This is a genomic window from Bradyrhizobium sp. WBOS08 (genome assembly GCF_024585125.1).
In the GTDB taxonomy this organism is placed as follows: domain Bacteria; phylum Pseudomonadota; class Alphaproteobacteria; order Rhizobiales; family Xanthobacteraceae; genus Bradyrhizobium; species Bradyrhizobium japonicum_B.
The window spans coordinates 1,822,545-1,840,309 of the sequence record NZ_CP028988.1; the positions used below are offsets into that span (position 1 = coordinate 1,822,545).

The window sequence follows — 17,765 nt, forward strand, 5'->3', positions numbered from 1 at the left end:
GACGCTAGCATGGCCGGGGCCGTGCCGGGGGACGAAGAGAATGCGCATCACCGTGCTGTCTATGCTTGCGCTACTGGCATTGCCGGCCGCACCGGCCTTGGCGCAATCCGCGCCGTCCGACCGCTCCATCGCCGATCAGCTTCCGCTCTTCACCAAGAACAACTGCCAGCAGATTCGCGACCCCGGCAACCAATTGTTCTGCGGTGATGTCGCGCTCGCGGCCGCCGCCGAGAAGCTGAGCACGGCGATCGAGGCGCGGCTCGCGCGCCTGCCCGATCGCCTGCCTGCGATCGAGGAGAACGCGATCTGGATCCGCCAGCGCAACCTCGGCTGCGGCATCGTCGGGCAGAGTCCCGTCCGCGCCGACGATTTCGATCGGGTGAAGGCGTGCCTGCTCAAGGTGACCGAGGAGCGCGCCGCGATCGTGCGCGATCCCGACTTCGACTGCCTGGCAGCCAACACCGCGGCGGGCGCGCTGATCTGCGCGGACCCGTCGCTGGCGCTGGCGGAGACGGAGCTCAATGGCCAGGTGCTCGGCCTGATCGGCAAGCTGGACCCGACTGCGGCGCGCTTTGCCTTCGCCGAATATGGTAGGTGGACCCGCGAGCGCGATCGCAAATGCAATCTGGTCGGCAAGGACAACGTGCCGCTGCAGGAGCTCGAAACCGCGGAGGACTGTCTCGCCGATCATCTGAGGCGCAAGACCGAGGAAATCCGCGCGGCCAAGGGAGACCCAAGGAAGGCGTTCGGCCGGCAAATCGCGGCCCGCCTCCCCGACACCGACGCGATCGACTTCTGCGCGGCGCGGATCCATGCGGCCAATTCCTGCGGCAATTTCCTGCGCATCAACCGCGTCTACGCGCTCGACAGCCAGGTGACCGAGCAGGAGGCGCAGGTCACGGGCGAAATCGAGATGGCCGTGCTGGCGCCCTTCACCATGTGCAGCAAGGTCGCGACCACCTGCACCGGCACCTGCTGGGACGCAAGGACAGGCCGTCCGCAGGCAGGCGCGGCCAACAACGGGCGCTCGGCGGAATCGTTCAACGTGACGCGCCGCCTGCGCATCCAGCGGACCTTCGCTTTCGTGAAAGCCGCCGACGGCTGGCGCTGCCGGGAGGACGAGCTGGCCCCGGTGAATGCGGGAACGGCGGGCGGGGGATCGTAGCTTGTCTCTTCTCCCTCTCCCCGGTCTGAACATCTTCGCGGGGAGAGGGTTGGGGTGAGGGGCTGTCTCTGCGATCACGGTGAGAATTGGACTCGCGGCGAGTCCCCTCACCCGCATCGCATCTTCGATGCGACGCGGCCCCTCCCCGCACGCGGGGAGAGGCCGGAAGCATCAGAACATCAGATTGTCCTTCACCAGCACCCAGCGGCCGCCCTTGACCTGCTGCACCTGGGTGATGGTGTTGGCGAGGTGGTCGGTCTTGGAGAACTTGGTCGGCGGCGAGTTGAAGATGTCGAGGAATTTCTCGCCCGATTCCAGCGCATCGAGCATCTTCTGGCCCGTGAGATCCTTGCCCGCCTTCTGCGCATAGAAGGCGAAGGTCATCATCGCATTGTAGCCGATGATGGCCTGCGTGTTGGCGTCGGCGCCGAACATCTTCTTGTAGTTGACGAGCCAGTCCTTCACCTTGCCCTTGGCCGTGTCCTCATAGGGAATCTCGAAGCCGCTGGCCGCGTAGAGCCCCTCGACGGCTTCCTTGCCCAATGCAGGAACCTCCATCACGTTGGTGGGAGTGGCACCGAGGAAGGTGACGTCCCAGCCCAGCTTCTTGGCTTCGGACATCGCCCCGATGGTCTCGCGGAGCACGGTGCCGAGCACGACGAGGTCGCAGCCGTCGGACTTCATCTTGGCGACCTGCGCGCTGAAATCGGAGGCGCCGCGCTTGTAGCTCGTGATCGAAGCCGGCTGCGCCTTCATGGCGGTGAGCTGCTGATTGAAGCCGTCGAGCACGTTCTTCCCGTACTCGTCGTCCTGATGCATGATGCAAGGCTTCTTGAAGCCCTTCCATTCAATCATGTACTTCACGGCCGCCCGCGTGCTCTCCACGTAGGGCAGCAGATTGTTGAACTTCAGCCGCTCCTGCGGCTTAGCCGGGTCGAACTTGAAGGTGAACTCGGCCGCCGTCAGCGGGAACAGCTGCAGCACGCCGGCGTCGAACAGAATGTCCTGCGCGGCGAGCACGGTCGGCGATCCCATCGGTCCCACCATCGCGAAGATCTTATCGCGCTCGATCAGCTTCTGCGAAGCCAGCACGGCCTTCTTCGGATCGTAGCCGCTGTCCTCGACGACCAATCGGATCTTGCGGCCGTTGACGCCGCCGGCCGCGTTGATCTCCTCGGTCGCCATCTTCATGCCGTTGGAGACCGGAACGCCCCATCCCTTGATCGGACCCGACAAGTCCTGGTGCGTGCCGACGACGATCTCCGTCGCCGAGATGCCCTCGTTGGTGACCTTGGTCTGCGCCGCGGCCGGCAGACAGGTGAGCACCATTGCACTCACAGCAAGGCCGAACGCGCTGAACGATTTCGACATTGACGTCTCCTCTCCTAAAGGCCCGTGTTACGCGAAGGGCGGGGGCCGTCGCTCCTTCGCTTTCTCAGATGCGACTTTTCTTTGCGCATGCCCCTTCTCGGAAAACCGGTTTCCACTCTTCCGGGGCATGCGGATGCGTCATGCTACGGCGCGCTGGCGATACATCGCTTCGATCTCGGCGGCATAGCGCTTGTTCACGAAGCCGCGCTTCAGCTTCATGGTCGGCGTCAGCTCCTCGTCTTCCGGCGTGAGCTGGCGCTCGATCAGGTAGAACTTCTTGATGGTTTCGACGCGAGCAAAATTGCCGTTGACCTGCTCGATCTCGCGCCAGATCAAGTCCTGAATCTCCACCGCCCGGCACAGGCTGGCATAATTGGTGAAGGGAATGTCGTGGTCCTGGGCGAACTTCTCGACATTCTCCTGGTCGATCATCACGAGGCAGGTCAGATACGGCCGCTTGTCGCCGATCACGACGGCATCGGAGATGTAAGGCGAGAACTTGAGCTGATTCTCGATCTCGGACGGCGTGATGTTCTTGCCGCCGGAAGTGATGATGATGTCCTTCATCCGGTCGGTGATGCGGACGAAGCCTTCATTGTCGATGGTGCCGACGTCGCCTGTGTGCAGCCAGCCGCGTGAATCGATGGTCTCGGCGGTCTTCTCCGGCTGGTTCAAATAGCCCATGAACAGGAAGTCGCCCTTGATCAGGATCTCGCCCTCCGGCGACAGCGCGACCTCGCCCCAGGGCACCGCGGTGCCGACCGAGCCGAGCTTGATCCGCTCCGCCGGCATCATGGTGGCGACGCCGCAATTCTCGGTCTGGCCGTAGACTTCGTGCACGTCGATGCCGAGCGCGAGATACCAGCGGATCAGCTCCGGCGCGATCGGCGCTGCGCCAGTGAAGGCGATGCGGCAGCGGTCGAGCCCGATCATGCGGCGGATGTTGCGGAAGGCGATGCGATAGGCGAGACCGTTGACGATGCGCAGCGATAGCGGCGGCGGCTTGCCCTCGAGCCTGTAATCGACCATGCGGTAGCCGATGCCGATGGCGCGGCGATAGACCCATTGCTGCAGCGGCGTCGCGTCCTTCAGCGCGATGGTGATCGCTGAGTAGAACTTCTCCCAGATGCGCGGCACCGCGAGGAAGACGGTCGGCTGCACCTCGCGTAAGTTGTCGGGCACGGTCTCCGGGCTCTCTGCGAAATTCATCACCGAGCCGAGCGCGACCGAGATGTAATAGCCGCCGATGCGCTCGGCGACGTGGCAGAGCGGCAGGAAGATCAGCCTGTCCTCGTCCTCTCGCGCCGGGATGAAGTCGTTGGCGTGCCGCATCTGGTGGGTGACGCTGCGGTTGGCGTGCATCGCGCCCTTGGGCGGGCCGGTCGTGCCGGAGGTGTAGACCAGGATGGCGAGATCGCCGGCGCTACGGCTGTCGATCATCTCCTGCCACAGCGCCTCGCGCCCGACCATGTGATTGCGGCCGAGCGCGCAAAATTCGTCGAGCGACATCACCATGTCGTCGGAGAAGCCGCTGAGACCCTCCATGTCGAACACGATGATCTTCTGCAAGGACGGACAGCGCGCGCGGCAGGCGAGAATCTTGTCGAGCTGCTCCTCGTCCTCGGCGAAGATGACTTTCGTCCCGGAATCGTTGACGAGGTATTCGACCTGGGACGAGGAATCGGTCGGGTAGATGCCCGAGGAGACGCCGCCGGCGCACAGAATGCCCATGTCGGCATGGACCCATTCCGGGACGGCGTTGGCGATGATGGAGGCGACCTCGCCGGGCCTGAAGCCGGTCGCATGAAGCGCGTAGGCAATCTCCTTCGAGATTTCCAGCCATTGGCGCCAGCTGGTCGGCTGCCAGATGCCGAACTTCTTCTCGCGGATAGCCGGCCGATCGCCCCGCGTCTCCGCAGCGCGCAAAAAGCTCTTTGCGATCGTATCAGCGACCGTCAGCACCGCCGGTCCGGCCATGCGCGTCTCCTCCTTGTCGCTCTGCCCTCCGCTGCCTGCCTTGCCGGCGGTCTTTGCTTGCGGGCAATCCCATCTTACTGCCGGCGCTTCCTCACCGCCACGTCTTCTTCTTCTTCCAGCGCCGCTCGCCGCGCGCGCCGGCTTCCTTGGCGCCAAGGTAGAACTCCTGGATGTCCTGGGAATGCATCAAGCGGTCGCAGCTGTCGTTCATCACGATGCGGCCGATCTCCAGCACGTAGCCGTAATGCGCCGTCTCCAGCGCCACCTTGGCATTCTGTTCGACCAGCAGGATCGACATGCCCTGCTCCTCGTTGACCCGGCGGATGATGGTGAAGATCTCCTTCACCAGGAGCGGCGACAGGCCGAGCGAGGGCTCGTCGAGCAAGAGCAGCGTCGGCCGGTTCATCAGGGCGCGCCCGATCGCGAGCATCTGCTGCTCGCCTCCGGAGAGCTGGCCGGCCGGCTGGTTGATGCGCTCCTTCAAGCGCGGGAAATAGCCGTAGACGCGCTCCAGGTCCTCCACCACGCCGTCACGGTCCTTGCGCGGATAGGCGCCCATCATCAGGTTCTCGCGCACCGACAGGAACGGGAACACCTCCCTGCCCTCCGGCACATGGCTGAGGCCGAGCCGGACGATCCGGTCCGCCTCCATGCGCTGGATCGGCTTGCCCAGGAATTCGATCGAGCCCTTCTGCGGGTCGAGAATGCCGGAGATCGTCTTCAGCACGGTGGTCTTGCCGGCGCCGTTCGCCCCCAGCAGCGTGACGATGCGGCCGCGCGGCACCTCCAGCGAGATGCCGCGGATCGCCATGATCGGCCCGTAATAGCTCTCGATGTTGGAGAGCTTGAGGATGATATCGGGTGTCGCCGCAGCATCCATGCGTCAGGCTCCCAGATACGCGGCGACGACGTCGGGGTGCTGCTGCACTTCGGCGGGCGAGCCCATCGCCAGCACCCTGCCGTAGTTCAGCGCGATGACCCGGTCGGAGACGCGATTGACCAGCGACATGTCGTGCTCGACCATCAGCACGGTGATGCCGAGTTCGCTCTTCATGTCGCGGATCCAGAACGACATGTCGTCGGTTTCCTCGACGTTGAGGCCGCTTGACGGCTCGTCGAGCAGGATCAGCTTCGGCTCCGAGCACAGGGCGCGCGCGAGCTCGATCACCTTGCGCACGCCGTAAGGCAGACCGGAGATCAGCTTGTCGCGATAGGGTTCGAGGTCGAGGAATTCGATGACCTGCTCGACCCTGCGGCGGTGCACCTTCTCGTTGGCCCGCACGCTCGGCAGGAACAGCAGCTCCTGCCAGAGCTGCGTGGCCGAGTGCCGATGCCGGCCGACCAGGAGGTTGGCGAGCACGGTCGCGTTCTCGAACAGCTCGATGTTCTGGAATGTCCGGGCGATGCCGAGCTTGGCGATGTCGTAGGGCGCCTCTTCCGTGATGTCCTGGTCCTCGAAGAAGATCCGGCCCGACGTCGGCCGGTAGATCCGCGATATCAGGTTGAAGATCGAGCTCTTGCCCGCGCCATTCGGCCCGATGATCGAGAGGATCTCGCCCTTCTCGACCGCGAAGGATACCGCATCGACGGCCTTGAGGCCCCCGAAATGCAGCGACAGGTTCTCGGCGCGGAAATAGCTCATCGGTTCCGCTCCGACTTCACGTAGATCTTCTGCCGCTTGAAGGTGGCGCGCTTGTAGAGCGGGAACAGCTGGAAGAAGAGCTTGATCTTCAGCCAGCGGCCGTAGAGGCCGAGCGGCTCGAACAGCACGAACAGCACGATGATGATTCCGTAGATCGCGCCCTTCAGGCCGTTGAGCGAGGCGAACGCCGCGACCTTCGACTGGATATCTCCCGCCATGGCCGGGCCGGCGCCAAAGGCCGCCGCGATCCCGGCGATCACGCCGGGCATGTCGTCCTTGAGGTAGGTCAGGAACGGATCGATCATCACGATGAAGATCGCGCCCAGCACCGCGCCGTGCAGGCTGAAGGCGCCCCCGATCAGGATCACGATGATGAACTCGATCGAGAGCTGCAGCGTGAACATTTCCGGCGAGATGAAGGAGAGCTTGTGGGCGAACAGCACGCCGGCAAAGCCCGTGATCGCCGCCGAGATCGCAAAGGACTTCACCTTGTAGAGCGCGACATTGACGCCCATGCTGCGGGCCGCGGTCTCGCTGTCGCGGATCGCCACAAAGGCGCGTCCGGTCGGCGAGCGCAGCAGGTTGAGCGCGCCGACGATGGTCAGCACCAGGACGGCAAGGCAGAGATAATAGAAGGTCGGGCTGTCGCGGGGTACCGTGACGCCGAGCAGCGACAGCGTCTTGACCCGCATGCCCTCGTTGCCGTGGGTGACGCTCTCCCAGCGCGCCAGGATCTCCTCGACGATCAGGGCAAAGGAGATCGTGGCAATGACGAGGTAGATGCCGGTGAGGCGCAGGGCGGGAAAGCCGACCATCGCGCCGATGATGCCGGTCAGACCGCCGGCGGCCAGGAAGTAGACCGGGAACGGCACGTTGTATTTCTGCAAGTAGGCGGCCGTGTAGGCTCCGATGGCGAGGAACGCAGCGTGGCCGAGCGAGGCCTGGCCGGTGAATCCGGTCAGGATCAGAAGCCCGACGCCGACGATCGCATAGATGCAGACGAAGACCAGCTGGCTCATCAGGTAGCTGGAGAGCACATAGGGCGCGATCAGCAGCAGCGCGAGCAGGATGCCGTACGAGACCCAATAGCCCGAATGCGGGAACAGCTTGATGTCGTCCTCGTAATCGGTCTTGAACAGGAAGCGCATGGCGTTCAGACCTTCTTGCGGACGTGGTGGCCGAACAGGCCTTCGGGCTTCAGGAGCAGCACGGCGAGCAGCACGAGATAGGGCGCCACGTCCTTCCAGCCCTCGGGCAGGTAGAAGCCCGCCATGCTCTCGATCACGCCGATCAGGACGCCGCCGACCACCGCGCCCGGGATCGAGCCGAAGCCGCCGAGCACCGCGGCCGGGAACGCCTTGAGGCCGAGCACGAGGCCGACATTGGAATGGATGAAGGTGATCGGTGCCAGCAGCACGCCGGCGCAAGTCGCAACCGCCGCGCTGATCGCCCAGACGATCGACACCACGCGCTTGACCGGAATGCCCATGTAATAGGCCGCCAGCATGTTCTCGGAGCTGGCCCGCATCGCGGTGCCGAGCGTGGTCTTGTTGAAGAACAGCCACAACAACGTGCACAGGATCATCGTCGCAGCGATCACCGACAGCTTGTCGTAGGCGAGCACCAGCGAGCCGATCCGCAGCACGCCCTGGCTGAACGGGGTCTCGATCTTCAGATCGTCGGTGCCCCAGATCATGCCGGCGATCGAGCGCAGGAAATAGCCGAGGCCGATGGTCGCCATGATAATGGAGAATTGCGGATAGCCGAGGATCGGCCGCACCACCACGCGCTCCGCCAGCATGCCGAACAGCGCCATCGCGGCCACCGCACCGGCAAAGCCGAGCCAGTAGTTCAGACCCATCATGCCGATGAAGGTGAAAGCGAAGAAGCCGCCGAGCATCATCAGATCGCCCTGGGCGAAATTGACGACCTCGGTGGCCTTGTAGACGAGCACGAAGCCGAGCGCGATCAGCCCGTAGACGCAGCCGAGCGCAACACCGCTGACCAGCTGCTGAACGAAATCCAGCATTGACGCGCGTCCTCCCGATGCAACCGGCGGCTCTTCCCGACCGCCGTGCCGCATCTTGTGTCCAGTCGCTACGCAGTCGTTTCGCTGCGTTAGCGCCATTTGTCCGGAACCAATTCAGCCTGAACCGCTCAGCGCTGTCAACAAACGGTGACTTGTAGGGGTGACTTGCCTTTAGTCCAATCCGGATGACGGAATTTGCTGCAGCGCGATTCACCGCGCCGAAACATCTTCGGATCATGGTCGGAAGCGATGCAAAACCGGATGGTGGCCGTCATGAAGCCGGACAGCTCGGCGCTCGAAGTCATGGGGTTAACGAAGCGTTTTGACCGTCTGGCGGTCGACAGCCTCGATCTGACCGTCCACGCCGGCGAATTCTATGCGCTGGTCGGCCCCAACGGCGCCGGCAAGACCACGACTTTGCGCATGGTTGCAGGCCTGCTGCGCCCCGATGCCGGCCGCGTCTCGATCTTCGGCATCGATGCGCTCCAGGATCCCGTAGCCGCCAAGCAGGTGATGGCGTGGGTCTCCGACGAGCCGATGATCTACGACAAGCTGACCCCGCTCGAATATCTCGAATTCGTCGCCGGCCTCTGGGGCATCGCGCCGCAGGTCTCCGAGCCGGTCGCGCAGGACCTGCTCTCCTCGCTCGGGCTCGCGCCGCACCGGCACGAGCGCTGCGAGGGGTTCTCCAAGGGCATGCGTCAGAAGGTGGCGCTGGCCGGCGCGCTGGTGCACGATCCCCGCCTCATCATCCTCGACGAGCCGCTGACGGGGCTCGATGCGGTCTCGGCCCGGCATGTGAAAGGCCTGCTCAGCGAGCGGGTCCGGGCCGGCTGCACCGTCATCATGACCACGCATATTCTCGAGGTGGCCGAGCGCATGGCCGACCGCATCGGTGTGATCGCTTCGGGCCGCCTCGTCGCCGAGGGCACGCTGACCGAATTGCGCCAGCAGAACGGCGATGCCGACACCAGTTTGGAGGATCTCTTCATCGCGCTGGTGACGCTGCCGGAAGCCGCATGAGCTCGGCGACCGCGCTCTCCTGGTTCGCCCGCCACGAGCTCCGGCTCGCCTGGCGCGAATGGTTCGCCATGATGACCGGCGGACGGCGCAAGCGGACGCGCGCCGCTATCATCGGCCTGGTCTGCTTCGCCGCGCTGCTGCACCTGCCGGCCTGGGCGGTGATCGGCCGTTTCGCCGATCTGCAGCTGCCGCTCGACAAATCCTCGCTGATCGTGATCTCGGCGACGATCTTTCTCGCCTGGACCTTGATGCTGTCGCAGGCGATCGAATCGGTGACGCGGGTGTTCTACGCCCGCGCCGATCTCGACCTGATCATGTCCTCGCCGGCACGGCTCGCCAATCTGTTCTCGGTCCGCATCGCCGCGATCGCGCTGACCGTCACCGTGATGGCGCTGCTGTTCTCGACGCCCTTCATCGACGTGCTCGTGATCGGCGGCGGCGCGCGCTGGCTGGCGGCGTTCGGGGCCGTCGTCGCCATGGGCCTGTCGGCCGCGGCGATCGCGATCGCCGTCACCATCCTGTTGTTTCGCCTGATCGGCCCGGCGCGGACGCGCCTGATTGCCCAGATCCTCGCCGCGATCATTGGCGCCGGCTTCGTGATCGCGCTCCAGGTCGCCGCGATCATGTCCTACGGCACGCTGTCGCGCTTCACCATTTTGACCTCCGGCACCTTGGCCGCCTACGCCCCCGACGTCGACAGCATCTGGTGGTGGCCGGCGCGGGCCGTGATGGGTGACAACGAGGCCCTGCTGCTGCTGCTGGCGCTCGCTCTGGTGCTGCTCGGAAGCGTCATGGCGATCTTCTCGCACCGCTTCGCCGACACGGCGATCGACGCCGCGGCCTACGGCGCGTCCGGCGGCAGGCGGACGAAGGAGCGGCCGTTCCGCAGCGGCTCGCGGCAACAGGCGCTGCGGCGCAAGGAATTCTCGCTGCTCTGGCGCGATCCCTGGCTGATCTCGCAGACCCTGATGCAGCTGCTCTATCTGGTGCCGCCGGCCCTGCTGCTCTGGCGCAATTTTGGCGACAGCTCGGCGGCGCTGACGCTGATCACGCCCGTCATCGTGATGGCGGCCGGGCAGCTCGCCGGCGGACTTGCCTGGCTGACCATCTCGGGCGAGGACGCACCCGACCTGGTCGCAACGGCGCCGTTGACGCCATCCAGCCTCATCCGCGCCAAGATCGAGGTGGTGCTGATCGCGATCGCCGTCATCTTCTGCCCGCTGGTCGCAACACTCGCTTTCGCCTCGCCCTATCAGGCCGCGATCAGTGCCGGCGCGATCATCGTCAGCGCGGCCTCCGCGACGGCGATCCAGCTCTGGTTCCGGGTGCAGGCCCGGCGCAGCCAATTCCGGCGCCGCCAGACCTCGTCGCGGCTGGCGACCATTGCCGAAGCCTTCTCCTCGATCGGCTGGGCCGCGACGGCGGCGCTGCTGCTCGTGCTCCCCGTCGCGGGCCTCATCAGCGGCCTGATCACCGCGAGCCTTGTTGCGGTCACCTGGAAGTTCAGCCCAAGACGGGACTAGAGGGCGGGACTAGGACGAGGGGGCGGCAGGTGCGACACTGACGCGCTGTTGATCGCCGGCAGTTGGCGCGGCTCGGCATTGCACGCTACACTTTGTCTTGGGCGTCATCGGGGACGGATTCATGTGGCGACTTGTTTCGGCGGCTTTGGCGCTGTTCGGCGCAGCTCTCTCACCTGCCCTCGCCCAGCAGCCCCAGCGCAGCGAGTGCCTGGCGATGGCGAACGCGGCACCCCGTGCGATGCCGGTCGCATTCCGGCAGGCGGCGGCCGCGGCCGAGGTCGAGATCAGCTATGCCGGCCATTCCACCTATTACATCGACACGCCCGGCGGCTTGCGCATCGCGACCGATTACAGCGGTGCCTATCAGGTGGGACGGCTGCCCGACGTCGCCACCATGAACCGCGCCCACAGCACCCACTACACTCTTTTTCCCGACAGGCGCATTCCGCACGTGCTCCACGGCTGGAGCGACGACGGCAAGCCGGCGATCGTGTCGGAACGCATCGGCGATGCCTTCATCCGGAATGTCACGACCGACATCCGCCGCTATTTCGGCGACGATGCCGGCTCCGACATGATCCGCGACGGCAATTCGATCTTCATCTTCGAGGTCGCGGGCCTCTGCATCGGCCATCTCGGCCACCTCCATCACAAGCTCGACGACAGCCATTTCGCCCAGATCGGGCGGCTCGATATCGTGATGGTGCCGATCGACGGCACCTACACCATGTCGCTGGACGGCATCTCCGATATCACCAAGCGGTTGCGCGCCTCGGTGGTGCTGCCGATGCACCGCTTCGCGACCCCGCTCGACGACTTCATGCGCCGGATCGGCCAGCATTTCGAGATCGACCGGCACTCCGGGCGGTCATTCCGGATGTCGCGGGATGCGCTGCCGTCGAAGCCGACGGTGATCATCCTCGACGGGGTCTGAGACGCAATTTTCTCCAAGCCGGCCGCCGGCCGGTCGTGTTGATCTGCCTGCAACAGGAGAGCGACATGACCGACTTTGCCAGACTGTTGCACGCGGACGGACCGAACCCCGAGCATGCGGCGGCGCTTCAACTCTATGGCCGCTTCGTCGGCGACTGGGATGCCGAGATCACCGCCCATGGATCCGATGGCACGAGACACACGGCTCCCGGCGAGATTCATTTCGGCTGGGTGCTGGAGGGCCGTGCCGTCCAGGACATCTGGATGATACCCCGGCCGACGGGCGCGCCGGCCTTCCCGATCGCCGGCAATTGGTACGGCACGACGCTGCGCGTTTATGATCCAACCATCGATGCGTGGCGGATTTCCTGGTTCGATCCCGCGCGCTGCGTCTTCCGCCACCAGATCGGCCGTCCGCGCGGAGAGGACATCGTGCAGGAAGGCACCACCGAAGCCGGCGAACTGACGCGGTGGAGCTTCACGGAGATCAGCCAGGACTCCTTCCATTGGCTCGGCGAAACCAAGCCCGCAGCGGCGCAGGATTGGCGGCTGACCGTGGCAGTCAAAGCACGACGGCGCTGGCCCTAGGCATCGGCCGGCCGTGATATCGAAACGAGAAGAGGGGCCGGGATGTCGATCCGGCCCCTCTTCGTCGTGGCCGCTGGGAAGCGTCCTTGAAAGCTTTTTGTCCTTAGCCGGCACCCATCAGCGAGGCCGGACGGGGCGCGCCGGTGGAGACGAACATCTTCTTCAGCTTGTTGACGACGCGGATCAGGAAGCCGATCATCACGGGATTGGTCTTGCGGCAGAAGGCGATCTTCTTGACGTGGCCTTCGACATGCCATTTGGCATGCGCGCCGTCGCGGAAGAAGATGACGTCGCCGGGGCCGTAGCGCTTCGGCGGCATGCCGTCGCTCTCGAGCACGATCGATCCTTCCATGATCATGATCGTCTCGTCGATGTCGTAGTACCAGTTGAACCGTCCTTCAGTGCAGTGCCAGACGATGGTCTGGGCGGTGCGGTCTTCGCTGGTGGACAGGACGCGCGAGCGCGCGACCGGATTGCCCTCGATGATCCAGGACGGCTCGATCGGGCTCGGCTCGAGGTCCACATTGAAACTGCCGACTTCAATCAATGCCATTTGCTTCCTCGGAAATGATATTTTGCGGCCGGCTCCGGCCGGGAGTGTTCGAAAGACGCACGGACGCTAGTCGTCCGTTTCTAATTCTTTCTTACATCGATTCCGAGAATCAGCCGGAAGCAACACGTGCAGACGGTTAACGTCGCAATTCCCCTGCAAATCCGCGGACATGACCAGATCCATCCCGGGTGCGACAAAGTGCGCAGGCACCGGAACGGAGCCCGAGAATGCCGTCGCGGCCGCGCTCCGCCGCTCGTCAGCGCTCAAACAGGGTGATCCAAACTACTTCGCCCACTCGCCCTTGCGGAATACCGGCACCTTGCTGCCGTCGGGCAGGATGCCGTCGATATCGGTCTCGGCGGAGCCGATCATCCAGTCGATATGGATCAGGCTCTGGTTGCCACCTTGCGCCGCGATCTGCTGCGGGGTGAGTTGCGCGCCATTCACGAAGCATTTCGAATAGCATTGGCCGAGCGCGATGTGAGATGCCGCGTTCTCGTCGAACAGCGTGTTGTAGAACAACAGCCCGCTCTGCGAGATCGGCGAGGAATGCGGCACCAGCGCCACTTCGCCGAGGCGCCGCGCGCCCTCGTCGGTGTCGAGCACCTTGTTCAGCACCTCCGCGCCGCGCGAGGCCTTTGCGTCGACGATCTTGCCGTCCTCGAAGCGCACCGCGATGTTGTCGATCAGCGTGCCCTGATAGGACAGCGGCTTCGAGCTCACGACATGGCCGTAGACGCGGCGGCAATGCGGCGTGGTGAAGACCTCTTCGGTCGGAATGTTGGCGTTGCAGCTGATGCCGTTCTTGGAGAGCGAGGCACCGCCCTCCCATTCGTGGCCGTCGGCCAGGCCGATGGTGAGGTCGGTGCTTGGTCCCGAATATTGCAGGGCGCGAAAGCGCTGGCCGTTGAGCCAGTTGGTCCGCTCGCGCAGCACCGCATTGTGGCTGGCCCAATTGGCCATCGCATCCTCGCGATCGACGCGGGACGCGGCGAAAATCGCATCCGCGAGCTTGCCGACCGCGACCTCCTCGGGATCGTTGGGGAAGACCTGCTTGGCCCAGGACGGGCTCGGATAGGCGATGATGTTCCAGTTGGTGTCGAAATTGACGATCTTCTCCAGCGCGGGCTGATACGCCATCGAATTCGCCTTGCTCGCGCGCGCCACCTTGGACGGATCCTCGCCCGACAGCAGCATCGGATTGTCGCCGACGATGGCGAGCCGCGCGGTGTTCTCCGAGAACGCCTTGGCCATACCCTCATAGAGCCAGCCGGCGGCACGATCGAAACTGCCGTCATGGCCGTGGCGGTAGCGCGCCAGCGTCATCTCCTCGTCCGACAGGATCGGCGTCACGATACCGGCGCCGGCCTTGTAGGCATGCACGGCGATCCGCCTGACCAGCGGCAGCGCGATCGCGGGCGCCGTGAGCAGCAGATCCTGTCCCGGCCGCAAGCCCAGGCCCACCTTCACCGCCACCTCGGCCAGCCGGTCGAGCTTCGCGGGATCGATGGGAGCGTTGGAATTGCGGTGATCAGTCATGCCGGGCCCTCTGCCGAAAGTCTCTGGTTCAATCTAAGCCTAGCACCGCAAGGCGCAAGTGCGCGAGCACCTTGCGACACGGAGAAGATACGCAGTTTCACGCATATTGGTTTTCAACGCGTTGCCGATTTCAGCACCCGGTCAACCATGGCAGGCGCGAGCCCGAGGTAATTTTTCGGTGAGGTGAGCGCCTCGATTGTGACACGGTCGATGCGGCTCGAGACGCGGGCGTCGGAGGACAGCGCATCCGCCAGGCTCAAGCCCTTGTCGTTGGCGAGCCGGCAAGCGTCATAAACCACGTCATGGGCCTCCTGCCGGCCCAGCTGCGGCGCGAGCCCCATCATGACCGCTTCGGCCACGATCAGGCCGCGGCTGATCGCGAGATTGTCGTTCATCTTCGTCTCGTCCACGATGAGGCCCGCCAGTGCGAACTTCGCCTGATGCAGCGCGCCGGCCGTCAGCACGAAGCTTTCGGGGATGGCCATCCATTCGGCGTGCCAGGGACCGGTGGCGCGCTCGAAATCCTGCACCATGGCGTCGAGCATGAGGCCGGCGTGCTGGCGCACCGCTTTGGACGCCGCCAGCATCAATTCCGACGAGATCGGGTTGCGCTTCTGCGGCATGGTCGAGGAGGCGCCCCGCCCCTTGACGAAGGGCTCATAGACTTCGCCGAACTCGGTCGAGGCCATGATCATGATGTCGAGCGCGATCTTGCCGAGCGAGCCGGTGACGAGCGCAAGGAAGTTCACGGCCTCGGCAAAGCCATCGCGCGCGACGTGCCAGGTCGAGACGGGAACGCCAAGCTTCAGCTCTGCGCAGAGTGCCTCCTGCACCTCGAATCCCTTGTCGCCGAGCGAGGCCAGCGTACCGGCGGCGCCGGCGAACTGGCCGACCAGCACGCGCGGCTTCAACTGCGCCAGCCGCTCGGCGTGGCGATCGAACATGGCCAGCCAGATCGCGGCCTTGTAGCCGAAGGTCACCGGCAGCGCCTGCTGGAGGTGAGTACGGCCGGCCATCGGCGTGTCGCGGTGGCGTCTCGAGAGGTTCGCCAGGATGCCGCGGAGCTCGTCGATGTCCCGCGCCACGATATCGAGCGCAGCGCGGAGCTGCAGCACCACGGCGGTATCCATGATGTCCTGCGTCGTCGCGCCCCAATGCACGTAGCGGCCGGCGTCGCCGCATTGCTTCACCATCTGATGCACCAAGGGGAGGATCGGATAGCCGACGATGTCGGTCTCCTGCCTGAGCAGATCGAAATCGAGCGCGGCGACGTCGGTCCGCGCCGCGATCGCCTCGGCCGCCTGCTGCGGGATCACGCCACATTTGGCTTCCGCCTTCGCCAGCGCCACCTCGACCTCGGCATAGCGTGCGACCGTCGCGACGTCGGAGAACACCGCGCGCATCTCGGGTGTGCCGAAGGCGTCGCGAAAAAGCATGGAATCGAGCACGGTGGTGGAAGCGCTGAAGGCGGGCATGGGCTTTTCTTCGTGGTTGGCGTTTTGGTGGGAGATAGCTTACGCAGTCGGCGCGGCGCGGCAAAGGGCATTCACCGTTCGCCACATCCACCGCAGGGCGGCGTATAACGGCACGTCACGCTTTCACCCCCTCATCCTGAGATGCGAGACATGGGACGCAACGCGTCCCATGGAGAGGCGCGAAGGATGACCGTCTTGGGTGGCGAGCGGTTACAACCTGGTCGCAGTCGTATTCCCTCCGAAAACCGCATGACTGCCATCACGCAATCTCGATGAACCAGGCGGGCCTTTCGGCAGACACATGGCTTTCGACCCAAATTTCTTTTCATTTAGCCCATCCGATATCGCAATGAGGCCCGAGTTTTCGACGTGCAGTTTCTGTTCCAGGACCACCTTCTCGATACCGACCGGCGCGAGCTGAGCCGCGAGCAGGTTCCAATTGCCGTGGAGCCGCAGGTCTTCGATCTCGTCGTCCACCTCATGCAGAACCGCGACCGGGTGGTCAGCAAGGACGAGTTGATCGACAAGATCTGGCACGGGCGCAGCGTCTCCGAATCCACCCTGACCAGCCGGATCAACGCCGCACGCAAGGCGATCGGCGACAGTGGCGCGAGCCAGGCGCTGATCCGCACCATCGCCCGCAAGGGTTTTCGCTTCGTCGGCGATGTCGAGGCCAAGGTCAGCGCGACCGCGCCGGAGCATGGCCGCGCCGCCGGGGCGCCGCGCGCTGCGCTGGCGCTTCCCGAGCGGCCCGCGATCGCCGTGCTGCCCTTCACCAACATGAGCGGCGAGGCCGGACAGGATTATTTCTCCGACGGCATCAGCGAGGACATCATCACCGCGCTGTCGAAGCTGCGCTGGTTCTTCGTCATCGCGCGCAACTCATCCTTCGTCTACAAGGGCCGCGCCGTGAATATCCGCGAGGTCGCGCGCGAGCTCGGGGTGCGCTACGTGGTCGAAGGCAGCGTCCGGCGGAGCGGCGAGCGGGTGCGCATCTCGGCCCAGCTCAACGACGTCTCGACCGGCAGCCATCTCTGGGCCGAGCGCTACGATCGCGAGCTCGCCGACATCTTCGCCGTGCAGGACGAGATCACCGAGGCGATCGTCGCCGCAATCGAGCCGCAGCTCTATGCCGCCGAGAGCTTTCGCGCCGAGCAGAAGCCGCCCGGAAGTCTCGACGCCTGGGATCTCGTGATGCGGGCATTGTCGCACCATTGGCGTATTACCCGCGAAGACAACGCCGCCGCGCAAGCGCTGCTCGAACAGGCCGTCGCGATCGATCCCGCCTATGGCAAGGCGCTGGGCCTGCTCGCGACCAGTCACATCTTCGGCGCGCATATGGGCTGGGCCGACATGGAAGTTACGCTTCCCATCGCCGAGCGCTCGGCGCTCGCGGCGGTGGAAGCCGACCGCGAGGACGCCTGGGCCCATCACGGCCTCGCCTACACCTATCTGTTCCGGCGCCGCTTCGACGACTCGCTGGCCGAGTTCGAGCTGGCGCTGCAGCTCAACCCGAATTTCGCGATGGCGCATGCCTTTCACGGCGTGACGCTGTGCTATGCCGGCCGATGGCAGGACGGCGACGCCGCCGCGCGCCGGGCGCTGCGGCTCAGTCCGCGCGATCCACTCGCGGCGATCTATTGCGGGGTTGCGGCCTATGCCCGGTTCGTCGGCCGCGACTACGAGGGAGCCGTGCAGATGGCGCGGGAATCGCTACGGCAACGCGGCGATTTCGTCGGCGCGCACCGCGTGCTGACGGCTGCCGCCGGGATGTCAGGAGATCCGGCGCTCACAGCGTCCGCCCTGGACGGTCTACGCCGCGCTCAACCCGGGGTCTCGCTCGCCTGGATCACCCGCGAGCTGCCGATGCTGCGGGACGAGGATCGGGCGCATTACCTGGAAGGATTGCGGCGCGCGGGGCTGACGTGACAGCGGCTCGACAATGAT

The 17,765-nt window shown here is 65.0% G+C and carries 15 protein-coding genes; 6 read left to right on the forward strand and 9 right to left on the reverse strand.

Going from position 1 to position 17,765, the window contains the following annotated elements:
• Positions 1-40 precede the first annotated feature (40 nt).
• Positions 41-1,165 (forward strand): lysozyme inhibitor LprI family protein, encoded by a 1,125-nt coding sequence (locus tag DCM80_RS08780; RefSeq protein ID WP_257196608.1) that lies wholly within the window; start codon positions 41-43, stop codon positions 1,163-1,165.
• 171 nt (positions 1,166-1,336) lie between these two features.
• Here the strand turns inward: DCM80_RS08780 and DCM80_RS08785 are convergent, their stop codons facing one another.
• From DCM80_RS08785 to DCM80_RS08810, 6 genes are all read right to left on the reverse strand, one after another.
• A complete protein-coding gene (locus tag DCM80_RS08785; protein WP_257196609.1) occupies positions 1,337-2,536 on the reverse strand; it encodes an ABC transporter substrate-binding protein in 1,200 nt (399 codons plus the stop codon).
• A 138-nt stretch (positions 2,537-2,674) separates the two neighbouring features.
• A complete protein-coding gene (locus DCM80_RS08790) occupies positions 2,675-4,513 on the reverse strand; it encodes a long-chain fatty acid--CoA ligase (RefSeq protein WP_257196610.1) in 1,839 nt (612 codons plus the stop codon).
• A gap of 91 nt (positions 4,514-4,604) precedes the next feature.
• Positions 4,605-5,393, reverse strand: a complete 789-nt coding sequence (locus DCM80_RS08795) for an ABC transporter ATP-binding protein (protein WP_257196611.1) — start codon at positions 5,391-5,393, stop codon at positions 4,605-4,607.
• A gap of 3 nt (positions 5,394-5,396) precedes the next feature.
• Entirely contained in the window at positions 5,397-6,155 is a 759-nt protein-coding gene (locus tag DCM80_RS08800; protein ID WP_257196612.1) for an ABC transporter ATP-binding protein, read from the reverse strand.
• Entirely contained in the window at positions 6,152-7,303 is a 1,152-nt protein-coding gene (locus tag DCM80_RS08805) for a branched-chain amino acid ABC transporter permease (protein WP_257196613.1), read from the reverse strand. Before DCM80_RS08805 ends, DCM80_RS08800 begins: the two co-directional genes overlap by 4 nt.
• Before the next feature lie 5 nt (positions 7,304-7,308).
• On the reverse strand, positions 7,309-8,184 hold the full coding sequence (locus DCM80_RS08810) for a branched-chain amino acid ABC transporter permease (protein WP_257196614.1): 876 nt from the start codon (positions 8,182-8,184) through the stop codon (positions 7,309-7,311).
• 273 nt (positions 8,185-8,457) lie between these two features.
• On the opposite strand from DCM80_RS08810, the gene DCM80_RS08815 reads away from it, so the two are divergent.
• From DCM80_RS08815 to DCM80_RS08830, 4 genes are all read left to right on the forward strand, one after another.
• Positions 8,458-9,207: an ABC transporter ATP-binding protein gene (locus DCM80_RS08815; protein WP_257196615.1), complete on the forward strand. Its 750-nt coding sequence runs from the start codon at positions 8,458-8,460 to the stop codon at positions 9,205-9,207.
• The gene (locus DCM80_RS08820) at positions 9,204-10,730 is read left to right on the forward strand and encodes a permease (protein ID WP_257196616.1); all 1,527 of its coding nucleotides are present in this window, start codon (positions 9,204-9,206) and stop codon (positions 10,728-10,730) included. The genes DCM80_RS08815 and DCM80_RS08820 overlap by 4 nt, the downstream gene beginning before the upstream one ends.
• A 121-nt stretch (positions 10,731-10,851) precedes the next feature.
• Complete coding sequence (locus tag DCM80_RS08825; protein ID WP_257196617.1) at positions 10,852-11,664, forward strand: MBL fold metallo-hydrolase; 813 nt, start codon at positions 10,852-10,854, stop codon at positions 11,662-11,664.
• A 65-nt stretch (positions 11,665-11,729) separates the two neighbouring features.
• Positions 11,730-12,251: a hypothetical protein gene (locus DCM80_RS08830; RefSeq protein ID WP_257196618.1), complete on the forward strand. Its 522-nt coding sequence runs from the start codon at positions 11,730-11,732 to the stop codon at positions 12,249-12,251.
• Positions 12,252-12,354: 103 nt separating this feature from the next.
• On the opposite strand, the gene DCM80_RS08835 is transcribed toward DCM80_RS08830, so the two are convergent.
• The 3 genes from DCM80_RS08835 to pcaB form a co-directional block, all read right to left on the reverse strand.
• Positions 12,355-12,804, reverse strand: a complete 450-nt coding sequence (locus DCM80_RS08835) for a cupin domain-containing protein (protein WP_028138677.1) — start codon at positions 12,802-12,804, stop codon at positions 12,355-12,357.
• Positions 12,805-13,086: 282 nt separating this feature from the next.
• Positions 13,087-14,343 carry an aminopeptidase gene (locus tag DCM80_RS08840; RefSeq protein ID WP_257196619.1) on the reverse strand — a complete coding sequence of 419 codons (1,257 nt, stop codon included), beginning with the start codon at positions 14,341-14,343 and terminating at the stop codon, positions 13,087-13,089.
• A 113-nt stretch (positions 14,344-14,456) separates the two neighbouring features.
• A complete protein-coding gene (gene pcaB / locus DCM80_RS08845; protein ID WP_257196620.1) occupies positions 14,457-15,818 on the reverse strand; it encodes a 3-carboxy-cis,cis-muconate cycloisomerase in 1,362 nt (453 codons plus the stop codon).
• A 369-nt stretch (positions 15,819-16,187) separates the two neighbouring features.
• Here pcaB and DCM80_RS08850 point away from each other — a divergent pair, with 369 nt between their 5' ends.
• On the forward strand, positions 16,188-17,747 hold the full coding sequence (locus tag DCM80_RS08850; RefSeq protein ID WP_257196621.1) for a winged helix-turn-helix domain-containing protein: 1,560 nt from the start codon (positions 16,188-16,190) through the stop codon (positions 17,745-17,747).
• Positions 17,748-17,765: the final 18 nt, after the last annotated feature.

Bases quoted from the DNA above. Each gene is read 5' to 3' on its own strand.
- DCM80_RS08780 (WP_257196608.1), top strand. From the start codon at position 41: ATGCGCATCACCGTGCTGTCTATGCTTGCGCTACTGGCATTGCCGGCC.
- DCM80_RS08785 (WP_257196609.1), bottom strand. From the start codon at position 2,536: ATGTCGAAATCGTTCAGCGCGTTCGGCCTTGCTGTGAGTGCAATGGTG.
- DCM80_RS08790 (WP_257196610.1), bottom strand. From the start codon at position 4,513: ATGGCCGGACCGGCGGTGCTGACGGTCGCTGATACGATCGCAAAGAGC.
- DCM80_RS08795 (WP_257196611.1), bottom strand. From the start codon at position 5,393: ATGGATGCTGCGGCGACACCCGATATCATCCTCAAGCTCTCCAACATC.
- DCM80_RS08800 (WP_257196612.1), bottom strand. From the start codon at position 6,155: ATGAGCTATTTCCGCGCCGAGAACCTGTCGCTGCATTTCGGGGGCCTC.
- DCM80_RS08805 (WP_257196613.1), bottom strand. From the start codon at position 7,303: ATGCGCTTCCTGTTCAAGACCGATTACGAGGACGACATCAAGCTGTTC.
- DCM80_RS08810 (WP_257196614.1), bottom strand. From the start codon at position 8,184: ATGCTGGATTTCGTTCAGCAGCTGGTCAGCGGTGTTGCGCTCGGCTGC.
- DCM80_RS08815 (WP_257196615.1), top strand. From the start codon at position 8,458: ATGAAGCCGGACAGCTCGGCGCTCGAAGTCATGGGGTTAACGAAGCGT.
- DCM80_RS08820 (WP_257196616.1), top strand. From the start codon at position 9,204: ATGAGCTCGGCGACCGCGCTCTCCTGGTTCGCCCGCCACGAGCTCCGG.
- DCM80_RS08825 (WP_257196617.1), top strand. From the start codon at position 10,852: ATGTGGCGACTTGTTTCGGCGGCTTTGGCGCTGTTCGGCGCAGCTCTC.
- DCM80_RS08830 (WP_257196618.1), top strand. From the start codon at position 11,730: ATGACCGACTTTGCCAGACTGTTGCACGCGGACGGACCGAACCCCGAG.
- DCM80_RS08835 (WP_028138677.1), bottom strand. From the start codon at position 12,804: ATGGCATTGATTGAAGTCGGCAGTTTCAATGTGGACCTCGAGCCGAGC.
- DCM80_RS08840 (WP_257196619.1), bottom strand. From the start codon at position 14,343: ATGACTGATCACCGCAATTCCAACGCTCCCATCGATCCCGCGAAGCTC.
- pcaB (WP_257196620.1), bottom strand. From the start codon at position 15,818: ATGCCCGCCTTCAGCGCTTCCACCACCGTGCTCGATTCCATGCTTTTT.